Here is a 13,558-nt window from a genome sequence, read left to right as displayed (position 1 = left end):
GACGCAGATTCAGTGAGGAACTCCTCATAAAACTAAGCTAATGCTTACGAAGTGAGTTTGTTCGAAGATAATCAGTGCAGCTTATGCTCACAAACTAAGCGTATGCTTCCGATGCAAGTTTTGTACGATGCAGATTCAGTGAGGAACTCCTCACAAAACTTTTAGGAGATGATTCTATGGATTTTAAGAACAGTATTCGTGTTGTGCCTGATTTCCCGCAGCCGGGGATCAGCTTTAAAGATATTACCACACTGCTTAAGGATGGCGAGTTGTACCGTGAGGCGATCAACGAACTGAAGGCCCGCGTCGCTCATTTGAAGATCGACGTCATCGCCGGGCCGGAAGCGCGCGGCTTTGTTGTCGGTGCACCGCTGGCTTACGCGCTGGGCGTCGGCTTTGTGCCGATCCGCAAGAGCGGTAAGCTGCCGTATGAGACAATCGAAGTCGGTTACGATTTGGAATACGGCAAGGACACGCTGGCTATGCATACCGATGCCATCCAGCCGGGACAGAATGTGCTGATTGCCGACGACCTTCTGGCCACTGGCGGCACCATCGCCACTTCGGTCAGCCTGGTGGAACAGCTTGGCGGCAATGTGGTCGGCGCAGCATTCCTGATTGAGCTGTCCCAACTTGCCGGACGTAACAAGCTTCCGGGTGTTGAAGTCGTATCCCTGCTTACTTACGAGGACTAAACGGGAGCTTCTCTTTTCCCGGGAAATAAAAAGCGGAATGCCGTCGGTTCAAGACGGCATTCCGCTTTTCTGCATACTATTTCTAAAATACTTCCTTCATTATATCAATCCACACTATTCAGGGTTTAATGAGCGGATTTCTCGTTTTCCTTCTCATTGGACAAGCCCAGCACCTCGATCAGTTTGAAGAACAGGGCCAATACCATGCCGACGATCGTTGCCAGTGCCATGCCTTTCAGTTCAACTTCACCAAAGGTCAGCTTGGCGCCGCTGATGCCGACGACCAGGACCAGGGAAGCCATAATCATGTTGGTGGCCTTGGAGAAATCCACCTTCTGTTCCACGAAGATGCGCAGACCGGAAGCGGCGATAACGCCGAAGAGCAGTAAGGATACGCCGCCCATGACAGCTTGCGGAATATGGGCAATGACCGAAGAGAAGGTTCCGGAGAACGACAGCAGAATGGCGATGATGGCCGCGCCGCCAATGACGAATATGGAATAGACTTTGGTAAGCGCCATAACGCCGATGTTCTCCCCGTACGTTGTATTTGGCGTAGAGCCGACAAAGCCGGAGATGATAGTGGAAATGCCGTTGCCCATCAGCGAGCGGTCAAGTCCGGGGTCTTTGGCCAGGTCTTTGCCTACAATGTTGCTGGTAACCAGCAGATGGCCGATATGTTCAACGATAACGACAATGGATACCGGGATAATGGTGAGAACAACATCCCAATCAAAGGACGGTGTCACAACATGTGGAGCCGCCAGGAAGCTCGCATCAGAAATGGCTGCAGTGTCGACCTGTTTCAGGATCAGTGCCAGCACATATCCGGTTACGATACCGATCAGGATATGGATGATCTTGGGGAAGCCGCGGAACAGTACGGCGCCGATTACGGTCACGCCCAGTGTCACCATGGACAATGCAACGGTCTTCGGATCGGGAGACCAGTCTGCAGGGGCATTATTGGGAGCAATCAAGCCGGCCATCTGTGCAGCTACGGGCACCAGTTCAAGACCGATGGTGGCGACGATGGCACCCATAGCGGCCGGAGGGAATACGACATCAATCCAGCCGGTTCCGGCAAAACGGATGAGCAGAGCGATAAGCACGAAGATTACGCCGGTAACGATAAAGGCGCCCAAAGCAAGCGAATATCCATGCTCGTGGTTCCCTTCATATTTCTGGAGTACGCTTAGCACCGGAGAAATAAAGGCAAAGCTGGAGCCGAGATAAGCGGGAATTTTGCCGCGGCAGATTAAAATATACAGCAAAGTGCCGATACCGTTCATCAGCAGGATCATGCCGGGGTCCACCCCGAACAGGTTAGGAACAAGCACTGTACTGCCGAACATGGCGAACAGATGCTGCAGACTCAGCAGAAATCCGGGCCCAAACGGGAGCTTTTCATTAACTTGAATTTCGCGTTGCAATGAGTTCACTTCTCTTTCTTTATGTAGTTTTTGGGTGCATCTGCGGAAAACCGCTTTTTCTAGATTAATGAGTACGGCGACATTTTACAACAACATTTTTTGGCCGCCACGAAATTGCCTATTCTTGAGCCCATTAGTGGACGGGAATGCCACACGATGGGAAGTGTTGACGTAATCCGCCGCAAGCGTCATAATAATAGACAACTTTAAACTTGTGTGAAGTTTGCCCGTGCTCGCCCGTCTTTAACCATGAAGGCAGCAGAGGGCCGCTTCTGCTTCAGTTAAGACTCCGGCAGGAGTTTTTTCTTAACCTATAATCATATAAGAATAGAGAAATCCCTCAGGGAATTTTTCATATAGAAAGGAAACGGATACGACGAGAATGGGCATAGAGCAATTAATCGAAAAGGCCAGCGCCTATATAAAAGAAAAGGATCTGCTCCGCATCCGCGAAGCGTATGAATTTGCCGATCAGGCCCATCACGGCCAGGTCCGGAAGTCGGGGGAGCCGTATATCCTGCACCCTCTGGCCGTGGCGGATATTGTCGTCAATATGCAGATGGATCTGATCTCGATTATTGCGGCGCTGCTGCATGATGTCGTTGAAGATACCACCGTTTCGCTGGAGCAGATCCGCGAGAAATTCGGCGAGACCTGCGCCATGCTCGTGGACGGACTCACCAAGCTGGAGCGCATCCGCTTCCGGTCCAAGGAAGAGCAGCAGAACGAGAACTACCGCAAGATGTTTATTGCCATGGCCCAGGATATCCGGGTCATTGTGATCAAGCTGGCGGACCGTCTGCACAATATGCGCACACTGAAATATCAGTCGGAAGAAAGCCAGCGGCGGATTTCTTATGAGACGTTGGAGATCTTTTGTCCGATTGCTGACCGTCTGGGGATTTCCGCGATTAAATGGGAGATGGAGGATATCGCGCTCCGTTATCTCAATCCGCAGCAGTATTACCGCATTGCTAATCTGATGCACAAGAAACGGGCGGAACGCGAGCAGTTTATCGATAGCGTCATCGGCCGGATCCGCGCCAAGCTGGAGGAAATGGGAATTGAAGGCGACCTGTCGGGCCGTCCGAAGCATATTTATAGCGTCTATAATAAGATGACCACCAAGAACAAGCAGTTTAACGAAATTTATGATTTGCTGGCTATCCGTATTATCGTCGATAACATTAAGGACTGTTATGCAACTTTAGGCATTATCCATACCCTTTGGAAGCCGATGCCCGGCCGCTTCAAGGACTATATCGCCATGCCCAAAGCGAATATGTACCAGTCGCTTCATACCACGGTTGTAGGGCCGGGCGGGGAGCCGACGGAAGTGCAGATCCGCACCTGGGAAATGCACCGGACTGCCGAGTTCGGGATCGCCGCCCACTGGGCGTATAAAGAAGGGACAGCAAATGGAGCCAATCCCGAGAACCGGATGCCGTTCTTCCGCGAGATTCTTGAGCTTCAGCATGAAGCCAAGGATGCCGAGGAATTTGTCGAATCGCTGAAAATGGACTTTTTCTCCGACCTGGTCTTTGTGTTCACGCCAAAAGGCGAGGTAGTGGAGCTTCCGGCAGGCTCTGTGCCGCTGGATTTTGCGTTCCGCATCCATACAGAGGTCGGCAACCGGACCATCGGCGCCAAGGTCAACGGCCGGATCGTGCCGCTGGACCATAAGCTGAAGACCGGCGATATCGTGGAGATTCTCACCTCGAAGAACTCGTACGGGCCAAGCCGCGACTGGCTGAAGATCGCCCAGTCCTCGCATGCCCGCAGCAAGATCAAGCAGTGGTTCAAGAAAGAGAGACGCGAGGAGAATGTGGAGAAAGGCCGCGAAGCGGTCGAACGCGAGCTGAAGCGGCTCAATATGGAGGTCTCCGATTTCCTGACCGAGGATAAGCTCAGCGAAGTCGCCAAGAAATTCGCCTTCGGCGATGTGGAGGATATGCTCTCCGCTGTAGGCTTCGGGGGCATTACCGCCGCGCAGATTGCCAACAAGCTGACGGAGAAGGTGCGCAGGGAGCAGGAGGAAGCTGCCGGACATCTGGAATTGTCCACAGAAATGAAGGAGATCAAATCCAGCGGCGAGAAACGCAACCAGCCGACCAACGGCGTCCGGGTCAAAGGGATTGACAATCTGCTGGTCCGGTTCGCCAGATGCTGCAACCCGGTTCCCGGCGATGATATCGTCGGCTATGTGACCCGCGGACGCGGCGTTTCGGTTCACCGTGCGGACTGTCCGAATATTCCGGCCGATGGTGAAGGCGAAGATGCCGCCCGGGTGATTGATGTGGAGTGGGAAGGCAGCATGGAGGCGAACTACAGCGTCGACATTGAGATTACCGGCCATGACCGCAACGGCCTGCTGAATGAAGTGCTGCAGGCCGTCTCGGAGAGCAAGACGAATATTTCCGCCGTCACCGGACGCTCCGACAAGAACAAGATGGCGATGATCCATATGACCATTCTGATCCGGAACACGGATCACCTGCAATCGGTGGTGGACCGCGTCAAACGGGTTAAGGACGTCTATACGGTCAACCGGATTATGCAATAACGGCAAGGAGCTGAACGGGAAGACATGAGAGTGGTTGTACAGCGCTGCAAGGAAGCGCAGGTTACGGTGGAGGGCACGGTTACCGGAGCCATCGGTGCGGGGCTGATGCTGCTGGTCGGTGTCACCCACGGGGATACGGAGAAGGATGCGGCTTATCTGGCCGAGAAGGTGGCAGGCTTGCGTATTTTTGAAGATGAAGCCGGCAAAATGAACCATAGCGTAACTGACACGAACGGAGCAATCCTCTCTGTATCGCAGTTTACGCTTTACGGAGATTGCCGCAAAGGGCGGCGGCCGAATTTCATGGCAGCTGCGGCTCCGACAGAAGCCTCACGGATCTACGATTATTTTAATGAAGTGCTGCGCCAGGGCGGACTCCAGGTGGAGACCGGTGTCTTCGGAGCAATGATGGATGTGTCGCTGGTGAACTGGGGACCGGTCACCTTGTTGCTCGACAGCCGCCCGTAAATCGAATAGTGGTCAAGAAAGCTGTATGCAGCTCCCGGGATGGGGCAGCATACAGCTTTTTTATATCCGGATTCCTGTCCAGAAGGCGCCGGCGGATAGAGCCTTACCAGACTGGGCAGACTGGAGAGAAGCATATCTTTGCAAAAGGACGGGATAGACGCATGAGGCAATCGCAAAAAGCATGGACGCTCGGCCGGGCTTCGGCCGCAGCGGCTTCAGGAACGGCCGAAACGCTGGCATCGGCCAAAGAGGCTGCTGAGCTGCAGGAGCTGCAGCTGCTCAGCGGCTGGCGGCGCACGCTGCTTCCGCGTGCCTAAAGACCGCCCTGTCCGCTGCTGCTTCAGCCGGAAAGCATCTGCAGCAGGCGTACGCTTTCACCCCGAAAGCGTTAACTTCTGGTTAGAAAGCACGGGAATCAGGGTAATAGAGAATCGAGAACAAGAAAGCAGAAAGGAGAACTTATCCATGAGTAAAGTTGCATTTCTGCTCGCCAGCGGATTCGAAGATTCGGAAATGAAGGTACCTTATGATGAAGTCATCAAAGCAGGGCATCAGGCGGAGATTATCGGCCTGAAGAAGAATGAAACCCTGCAGGGCAAGAAAGGCGAAGCCTCCTACACCGCCGACAAAGCGATCAGCGATGTCAAAGCGGAGGAATACGACGCTGTCGTTATTCCAGGCGGTTCTTCACCGGAGAATTTGCGGCTTGATCCGGGAGTGCTGACCTTTGTAAAAGAGGCGAATGCGGCCGATAAGCCCATCGCTTCGATCTGCCACGGTCCGCAGATTCTGATCAGTGCCGAGCTGCTTCAGGGCCGTACAATTACATCCTATCCGCCGCTGAAGGATGACGTAGTTAATGCAGGTGCGGAATTCAAGGATGAAGAAGTCGTCGTTGACGGCAATTTCATTACATCACGCACACCGAAGGATGAGCCCGCTTTTGTGCGTGAGCTGCTGAAGGTGTTGTAATATAACCAACTTTAAGGAGGGAAAGATCATGAGTAAAAGAATTCAGGCGTATTTCAGGTCGGAAGATGAAGCGGAAGGTGCCAAAACATCGCTGATCCCTTACGGTGTAGGGGATATGGAAGTATCGGCATTAACCGATCCGCTGCGCATCGACGGAAAGCACAGACGCAATATTCTATTGCCGCTTGTCCCCTACAATAACTCCGCAATGGCGGGGGGCGCCTTTGGTGCCGTGGGCTCTGCGGATATCGCAACCGGACCTGTAGTTGTGCCGTCTGTCGCCCTGAACGACGATGAACTGGACCGCGGCGATCTGGGCCGGGATTCAGAACACAGCGAGGTCTATGCCAATGACGGCGACCTGGACGATATAAATTACGTGATGGACCTCAAAGTTGCCGATGAAAGTTACCACGAAGTGGTGGAAACGCTGCGCGGCAAACATGCTTATGTTGAGGTATTCGATTAATAACCGTTATAAGTCTGCCGGTTAAACCGGTGCCAAGCTTCGGCCACTCCCCTACGGGATGGCCGAAGCTTTTGTTTGAAGGAGCTTACGATATTTTTTGTCTGAATACCGCATATCTTCGCATAAAACGGCTAGACAATAAATATGTTGGTAGTGTAAAGTGGATGAAGTGAATGTAAGGGGGATGTACGGATTATTAAACCGCTTTCTTGAATGTAATATAACTGTAATATTACATACATGATTCCTTAATATAGCGTGTTTATAATAAAAGCATGACCCCCTTTTTTATAATATATGTTGTTGGACCTGCAGGATTCGCCTGCAGGTCATTTTTTTATAATCCGTGGTAATGAGGGTTAGTTGAGCACTTTCCGCTTTTTTTGACATCCTTTCTTGACTTTAGCGCAGTGGTTCAGTAGAATCTAACAATATACGGAATGTTATAAAGGTTTTGATGACGGGAACAAGTAATCCGGTACCCACAACCCCAGAGAGGAATCCCGGCCGATAGCGGCATTTCCCGCTGCTTCTGCCTGTGCTGCAAGGATTCTGTTGATGAACGGATGAATGACCTCCCCGAGAACGCACGGCGAAAGCGGGCCTCTAAAGAGCGCTCCCTTGTCAGTAGCCGCAGCGCGTAGGCGGGCGTTAACCGCTGAGAGCGGATGCAGCTGGAGTAGAGGCTGATCCGGAATGTGGGTGGCACCACGGGTGATTACATTTGGAATGATAATCCCTCGTCCCTGTTTGTTTAAACAGGGATGGGGGATTTTTTGCTTTTTATACTCAGGAGGGATCAGGCTGTGGCTAAAGAAAGATTTGAGAAACCGACAGGCACGCAGGACGTGCTACCCGGCGCCGTAGAGAAATGGCATGTGGTGGAGGCCAAGGCGAGAGATCTGTGCCGGCGCTTTAATTACCGGGAGATCCGGACGCCGATGTTCGAGCATACCGAGCTGTTCGAGCGGGGTGTAGGCGAAACGACGGATATTGTCGAAGGCGAAATGTATACGTTCAAGGATAAAGGCGACCGTGATCTGGCGCTTCGTCCGGAAGGAACAGCCGGCGTCGTGCGGGCTTACGTGCAGAATAAGCTTTACGGAGAACCGGATGTCAGCAAGCTCTATTATATCGGGCCGATGTTCCGTTATGAACGCCCGCAGGCCGGGCGCTACCGCCAATTCCACCAGTTCGGCATTGAGGCGTTCGGTGCAGTCGATCCGGCCATTGATGCGGAGGTTATCTCCCTCGGCTACCAGTTCTACAAAGACTTAGGTCTCAAAGAAGTCCGGGTTGAGCTGAACTCCGTCGGCAATGCGCCAAGCCGCGCGGCCTACCGTGAGAAGCTGCTGGCGTTCTTAAGACCGATGCATGATACGCTGTGTAAGGACTGCCAGCGCCGGATGGAGCGCAATCCGCTGCGCGTGCTGGACTGCAAGGTGGATCAGGATAAATTCGGCGATGCGCCGTCGATTCTGGACAGCCTGGATGAGGAATGCAGCATGCATTTTGCCAAGGTAAAAAGCCATTTGGACGCGATGGGCGTGGAATACAGCATCAATCCCCGTCTGGTGCGCGGCCTTGATTACTACACCCACACTGCTTTTGAATACAAGGCGGCGGGAATCGGCACCATCGATACGGTCGGCGGCGGAGGCCGGTACAACGGGCTCGTTGAAGAAATCGGCGGACCGGACCAGCCCGGCATCGGCTTCGGAATCGGCCTGGAGCGGATTCTGCTGATTCTGGAGAATCAGGGTGTGGAACTGGAGACGGTTAAACCGCTGGATGTGTATCTGGTGGCGCTTGGCGAAGCGGCCGATCTGGAAATTACGAAGCAATTGTTCATCCTGCGCAGCCAGGGCATCTCGGCGGAGCGGGATTATCTGGGCCGCAAAATGAAGGCGCAGATGAAGTCGGCCGACCGCTTGTCGGCGCGGTATACGGCGATTCTTGGCGAAGATGAGCTGCTGGACGGCGTCATCACGGTGAAAACAATGGCTACAGGCGAACAGCGCACTATTAAGCTGGAAGAGCTGGCCCAGGCGCTGGCCGAGTAAACGGTTTTTGGCACCCGCGGGTAGAGACAACGATAGCATGTCTATATTAATCATAAAGGGGTAAATGAGATGAGTAGAAGCCATTGCGGACAATTGACACTGGAGCATATCGGCCAGACTGTAACACTGAACGGCTGGGTACAGACCCGCCGCGACCTTGGGGGCGTGCTGTTCATCGACCTGCGCGACCGCACCGGCCTCGTGCAAATCGTCTTCAACCCGGACTATTCCGGTGAAGCCTTGCAGGTGGCCGATAAGGTGAGAAGTGAATACGTCCTCTCCGTTACGGGTAAAGTTGTAAAAAGAGATCCGGAAACGGTCAACCCGAATCTGCCGACCGGCGAGATCGAGGTCCGCATTACGGAGATCGAGGTGCTGAACTCCGCCAAGACGCCGCCGTTCTTCATCGAAGACGGGGTGGAAGTCGATGAATCGCTGCGCATGAAATACCGTTATCTGGATCTGCGCCGCCCGGAAATGCACAAGACGCTGCTGCTCCGCTCCAAGACGACCAAGATTTTCCGCGACTTCCTGGACGGTGAAGGCTTCATTGATGTCGAAACGCCCATTCTGACCAAAAGCTCTCCGGAAGGCGCACGTGATTATCTGGTGCCAAGCCGGGTGCATGAAGGCGAATTCTTCGCCCTGCCGCAGTCGCCGCAGATTTATAAGCAATTGCTGATGGTCGGCGGTATCGAGCGCTATTATCAGATTGCCCGCTGCTTCCGCGATGAGGACCTGCGCGCCGACCGCCAGCCGGAGTTCACCCAGGTCGACATCGAGACCTCTTTCATGTCGCAGGAAGACCTGCTGGGCATGATGGAGCAGCTGATGCAGCGCCTGCTCAGAGAAACCGTCGGCGTAGAGGTGGCTCTGCCGTTCCAGCGCCTGACTTATGCCGAAGCGATGGGCAGATACGGTTCAGATAAGCCGGACCTGCGTTTTGGTCTGGAACTGGTGGAAATGAACGATATTGTGGCCACCAGCGGCGTGAAGGTATTCGCCTCCGTCATCGAAAAGGGCGGCGAAGTGAAGTGCCTGAACGCCAAGGGCTGCGGCACCTGGACCCGTAAGGAAATCGACGACCTCGGGCCTTACGCCGCCCGCTACGGGGCCAAAGGTCTCGCCTGGATTCAGGTGAAAGACGGCGAGTTCAAGGGACCGATCGTGAAGTTCTTCACCGAAGAAGAAATCGCTGCCGTGAAGGAACGGACCGGCGCCGAAGACGGCGACCTGCTGCTCTTCTCAGCCGACACTAAGAAAGTGGTTGCTGATGTACTGGGCGCCCTGCGCCTGAAGATCGGTCGCCAGCTCGGCCTGATCGACGACAGTGTGTTCAAATTCGCTTGGGTGACTGACTTCCCGCTGCTCGGCTATGACGAGGAACAGAAACGGTATGTGGCCGAGCATCATCCGTTCACCCGTCCGAATGATGAAGACCTCCATCTGCTCGAATCTGACCCTGGCGCTGTCCGTGCCCAGGCCTATGACCTTGTCCTGAACGGATACGAAGTCGGCGGCGGCTCCCAGCGTATTTACAAGCGCGACGTGCAAGAGAAAATGTTCGACGCCCTAGGATTTACCCCGGAAGTAGCCTATGAGAAGTTTGGCTACCTGATGGATGCGTTTGAATACGGCACCCCGCCGCACGGCGGAATTGCTTTCGGCCTTGACCGTCTGGTGATGCTGCTGGCGGGACGCAGCAATCTGCGCGAAACCATTGCCTTCCCTAAGACAGCCAGCGCCACCGACCTGCTGATGGACGCACCGTCTCCGGTAGACGACGTACAGCTGGAGCAGCTCCACATCAAGTTGGCTCCAAAGCCGGTTAAAGCGAAAAATTAATCATGATCCGGCCCGCCGCCAGGCTTGTTATCAGCCTGCGGCGGAGCCGTTTAAAGGAGGATTTATCCTTATGCTGCATCAGTTCTCGCGTACAGAGCTGGCAATCGGGCCGGAAGGCCTGGATATTCTGAAGAACAGCACCGTTGCGGTGCTCGGCATCGGCGGCGTCGGTGCAATGGCTGTGGAAGCGCTGGCACGTACCGGCGTAGGCCGCATTATCCTTATCGACAAGGATTCGGTTGATATCACCAATGTCAACCGCCAGATCCATGCGCTGACCACGACGATCGGCCAGAAGAAGGCTGACCTGATGGTCGACCGGGTGAAGCTGATCAATCCGGAGATCGAAGCGATTGCGCTGAATATGTTCTACACGGAAGAAACCTATGAAGAGCTGTTTAAATACAAGCTGGATTTTGTAATTGATGCTTCCGACACCATCATTTACAAGATTCATCTGATCAAGGAATGCCTCTCCCGGGGCATCCCGATGATTTCAAGCATGGGCGCAGCCAACAAAATGGACCCGACCCGCTTCCGGGTAGCCGATATCTCCAAGACAGAGATGGACCCGATTGCCCGCGTGATCCGCCAGAAGCTGCGTAAGGACGGCATCAAGAAAGGCGTGAAGGTCGTGTTCTCGACCGAGCAGCCGGTGAAGCCGCGCGTGGACGTTACGGAGCAGATTGTACCTGCGGATGCGCCGGACCGGCGCAAGGCCAAGCAGCCGCCGGCGAGCAATTCCTATGTACCGCCGGTGGTCGGACTGATCATGGTCAGCGTGGCCGTGAAGGACCTGCTGGAGGCGGGCGGCATCAGCGTATGAATGCGGCGCTAATGAAGAAGCTGCGACTGCCGGAAGACGGCAAAGTGCTTGTGCTGCAGCCGCCGGACGGCTTCCTGCAGGAGCTGGGGCTGGACGCGGACGCCGCATCCGTTCAGGACGGCTTGCAGGGCGTCTATGATTATGTCCAGCTATTCGCGGCAAGTGTCAGTGAACTGGAGCAGTATGGCCCGCAGGCGCTGGCAGCTATCAAGCATGACGGTCTGCTGTGGCTGTGCTACCCGAAAGGCAGCGCCGGACTGAAGACCGACCTGAGCCGGGACAAGGGCTGGGAGCTGGTCTGGAACGCCGGTTATGAAGGCATATCGCTCGTCTCTATCGATGCGAAATGGTCGGCGATGCGGTTCCGCCCGCTGGGCGCGACTTCCCGCCGCCGTCCGGAAGCTTCCGGTTCAGCCGCCAAGCCGAAAGCGCCTGGGGCTGAACCGGCTGTGCCGGACGATCTGCTGGCGGCACTGGGCCAGAACGAGGCGGCGCATGGCTTCTTCCAGGGGCTTGCCCCATCCCACCGCAAAGCCTACATCACCTGGATTACCGAAGCGAAGCGGGAGGAGACGCGCGTTACGCGAATTGCTCAGACCGTGGAGAAGCTTGTGCTTGGACGCAAGAATCCCTCAGATAAGGGAACAGTATAAGCTAAGAAGAATAAGGGCAGGAGGGGCGTGCAGCCGGGAAACCGGCTGTTTTCGCCCTTTTAATGGTTCTGCGGCTCAACTCACCGGCATAATAGCCCAGGCCGGATGAGGCGCTGATTATGCGGCGTCCATACCGGGTAAAGCTAAGCGGAACCGAAGATTAGTGGAGGTTAGGATATGAATGTGAATTTTTGGCGGAACAGCGTGGGGCTTCAGCCGGGCGATAACTGGAAAAAGGAAATCCCGGCAGGCATCCTGTCTTATTTTGCCTCTGTATATATTGTAATGGTCAATGCGGCGATTCTGCATGATGCGGGTGTTCCGCTGCGTCCGGCCATGGTGGCTACACTGCTGACGGCGATTACCGGCTGCCTCTTGATGGCCTTTGGCGGGAAATCGCCGATTATTGTGGTGCCGGGAATGGGGATTAACGCCTTTTTCACCTATACACTGGTGCATTCGATGAAGCTCGATTGGCGGGAAGCGTTCGCTGTTGTGGTGGTTACGGGTGTGCTGTTTGCCATCGTCGCTTTCACCTCGCTGTACCGGATTCTGAGCGAAGCGATTCCCCGTAATCTGCAGCATGCCATTACCGCCGGGATCGGCCTGTTCCTGACCTTTATCGGTCTGCAAAAGAGCGGAATCGTCATCGCCCATCAGACTACCTTCGTCGCCATCGGGCATTTCAGCGATCCGGCGGTCATCACGTCCTGCGTCACCTTGATTCTGGCGCTGGTGCTGTTCATCCGCGGCACGCGCGGCGGACTCCTGATCAGTATGGCGGCGGGCACGGGGCTGGCTTATATCCTGGGTGCAGCGCACAAGCCGGAGCAGACCGAAACGGGGCATGTCTTTACCGGATACGGGGGCCTGTTCGCCGGCATGGATTTCGGCGGGCTGATCAGTCTTGTCTTCTGGATTGCCGTGTTCCTGCTGCTGCTCATTGTTGTGTTTGAAAATATCGGGCTGATCGCGTCCCAGACGCTGATGGCCGGACGGCCGGAACGGTTCAAGAGCAGCCTGCGGGCGCTCTCGCTGGCCAACATCGCCGCCGGCGTCTTCGGCAGCAGCCCGGTCGTTGCCGCTGCGGAATCAACGGCGGGCATCGCCGCAGGGGGCCGTTCCGGCTTGACCCCGCTCGTTACCGGCGGCCTGTTCGGGGCCACCTTCCTGTTCATTCCGCTGCTGGCCTATGTTCCGGACAGTGCCATAGCCCCGGTGCTGATCGTGATTGGCGGCCTGATGCTGCAGAGCGTCCGGGAGATGGAGCTCGGGGACTTGACGGAGCTGTTCCCGGCCTTTCTGATCATGGTGATGATTCCGTTCACTTACAGCATCGTTGACGGTATGGCCTTCGGCTTCATCGCCTATCCGATTGTCAAGCTGGCGATGGGCCGCGGCAAAGAGGTGCCGCCCGCTCTGTACGGCATCGCAGCCCTGTTCATCGCCAATTTTGTAGTTCATGCTCTGATGGGATAACCGTTAAATTGAAGGCTTCAGACCGATAAATTCTGGATGCCATGAAATAAATGGCTTTTCCGCCGGCGCTGTGATATACTGAATTTCCTTTT

12 protein-coding genes are annotated in these 13,558 nt (G+C 54.9%); 11 read left to right on the top strand and 1 reads right to left on the bottom strand.

The genetic code is table 11. The features are described from left to right. Window positions 1–176: 176 nt before the first annotated feature. Window positions 177–695: an adenine phosphoribosyltransferase gene (locus F1381_RS16690; RefSeq protein ID WP_151735980.1), complete on the top strand. Its 519-nt coding sequence runs from the start codon at window positions 177–179 to the stop codon at window positions 693–695. 125 nt (window positions 696–820) lie between these two features. Here F1381_RS16690 and uraA read toward each other — a convergent pair whose 3' ends face one another. Further along, complete coding sequence (gene uraA / locus F1381_RS16685; RefSeq protein WP_151735979.1) at window positions 821–2,128, bottom strand: uracil permease; 1,308 nt, start codon at window positions 2,126–2,128, stop codon at window positions 821–823. Between the two features lie 382 nt (window positions 2,129–2,510). Between uraA and F1381_RS16680 the strand changes: the two genes are divergently transcribed. From F1381_RS16680 to F1381_RS16640, 10 genes are all read left to right on the top strand, one after another. Beyond that, entirely contained in the window at window positions 2,511–4,691 is a 2,181-nt protein-coding gene (locus F1381_RS16680; RefSeq protein WP_151735978.1) for a RelA/SpoT family protein, read from the top strand. Between the two features lie 24 nt (window positions 4,692–4,715). After that, complete coding sequence (dtd, locus tag F1381_RS16675; protein WP_151735977.1) at window positions 4,716–5,159, top strand: D-aminoacyl-tRNA deacylase; 444 nt, start codon at window positions 4,716–4,718, stop codon at window positions 5,157–5,159. A gap of 161 nt (window positions 5,160–5,320) precedes the next feature. Next, on the top strand, window positions 5,321–5,476 hold the full coding sequence (locus tag F1381_RS28365; RefSeq protein WP_187355387.1) for a hypothetical protein: 156 nt from the start codon (window positions 5,321–5,323) through the stop codon (window positions 5,474–5,476). Window positions 5,477–5,624: 148 nt separating this feature from the next. Further along, window positions 5,625–6,131 (top strand): type 1 glutamine amidotransferase domain-containing protein, encoded by a 507-nt coding sequence (locus F1381_RS16670; RefSeq protein ID WP_151735976.1) that lies wholly within the window; start codon window positions 5,625–5,627, stop codon window positions 6,129–6,131. A gap of 28 nt (window positions 6,132–6,159) precedes the next feature. Next, the gene (locus tag F1381_RS16665; protein WP_151735975.1) at window positions 6,160–6,600 is read left to right on the top strand and encodes a hypothetical protein; all 441 of its coding nucleotides are present in this window, start codon (window positions 6,160–6,162) and stop codon (window positions 6,598–6,600) included. An 806-nt stretch (window positions 6,601–7,406) separates the two neighbouring features. After that, a complete protein-coding gene (gene hisS / locus F1381_RS16660) occupies window positions 7,407–8,663 on the top strand; it encodes a histidine--tRNA ligase (protein WP_246188070.1) in 1,257 nt (418 codons plus the stop codon). Window positions 8,664–8,732: 69 nt separating this feature from the next. Beyond that, window positions 8,733–10,508 carry an aspartate--tRNA ligase gene (gene aspS / locus F1381_RS16655; protein ID WP_151735973.1) on the top strand — a complete coding sequence of 592 codons (1,776 nt, stop codon included), beginning with the start codon at window positions 8,733–8,735 and terminating at the stop codon, window positions 10,506–10,508. Window positions 10,509–10,578: 70 nt separating this feature from the next. Next, entirely contained in the window at window positions 10,579–11,334 is a 756-nt protein-coding gene (locus F1381_RS16650; protein ID WP_151735972.1) for a tRNA threonylcarbamoyladenosine dehydratase, read from the top strand. A gap of 11 nt (window positions 11,335–11,345) precedes the next feature. After that, complete coding sequence (locus F1381_RS16645; RefSeq protein ID WP_187355386.1) at window positions 11,346–11,987, top strand: YdeI/OmpD-associated family protein; 642 nt, start codon at window positions 11,346–11,348, stop codon at window positions 11,985–11,987. 177 nt (window positions 11,988–12,164) lie between these two features. Further along, window positions 12,165–13,466 carry an NCS2 family permease gene (locus tag F1381_RS16640; RefSeq protein ID WP_151735970.1) on the top strand — a complete coding sequence of 434 codons (1,302 nt, stop codon included), beginning with the start codon at window positions 12,165–12,167 and terminating at the stop codon, window positions 13,464–13,466. The last annotated feature ends 92 nt before the right edge of the window (window positions 13,467–13,558 follow it).

Origin of the sequence: Paenibacillus tengchongensis, from assembly GCF_008973665.1 — a bacterium.
Taxonomy (GTDB): Bacteria; Bacillota; Bacilli; order Paenibacillales; family Paenibacillaceae; genus Paenibacillus_AQ; species Paenibacillus_AQ tengchongensis.
The sequence above is the reverse complement of the archived record's forward strand: the minus strand, read 5'-3'. Positions and strand labels throughout refer to the sequence as shown.

Excerpts from the sequence above, each read along its gene's own strand:
- F1381_RS16690 (WP_151735980.1), top strand. The coding sequence starts at position 177 with ATGGATTTTAAGAACAGTATTCGTGTTGTGCCTGATTTCCCGCAGCCG.
- F1381_RS16680 (WP_151735978.1), top strand. The coding sequence starts at position 2,511 with ATGGGCATAGAGCAATTAATCGAAAAGGCCAGCGCCTATATAAAAGAA.
- dtd (WP_151735977.1), top strand. The coding sequence starts at position 4,716 with ATGAGAGTGGTTGTACAGCGCTGCAAGGAAGCGCAGGTTACGGTGGAG.
- F1381_RS28365 (WP_187355387.1), top strand. The coding sequence starts at position 5,321 with ATGAGGCAATCGCAAAAAGCATGGACGCTCGGCCGGGCTTCGGCCGCA.
- F1381_RS16670 (WP_151735976.1), top strand. The coding sequence starts at position 5,625 with ATGAGTAAAGTTGCATTTCTGCTCGCCAGCGGATTCGAAGATTCGGAA.
- F1381_RS16665 (WP_151735975.1), top strand. The coding sequence starts at position 6,160 with ATGAGTAAAAGAATTCAGGCGTATTTCAGGTCGGAAGATGAAGCGGAA.
- aspS (WP_151735973.1), top strand. The coding sequence starts at position 8,733 with ATGAGTAGAAGCCATTGCGGACAATTGACACTGGAGCATATCGGCCAG.
- F1381_RS16650 (WP_151735972.1), top strand. The coding sequence starts at position 10,579 with ATGCTGCATCAGTTCTCGCGTACAGAGCTGGCAATCGGGCCGGAAGGC.
- F1381_RS16645 (WP_187355386.1), top strand. The coding sequence starts at position 11,346 with ATGAAGAAGCTGCGACTGCCGGAAGACGGCAAAGTGCTTGTGCTGCAG.
- F1381_RS16640 (WP_151735970.1), top strand. The coding sequence starts at position 12,165 with ATGAATGTGAATTTTTGGCGGAACAGCGTGGGGCTTCAGCCGGGCGAT.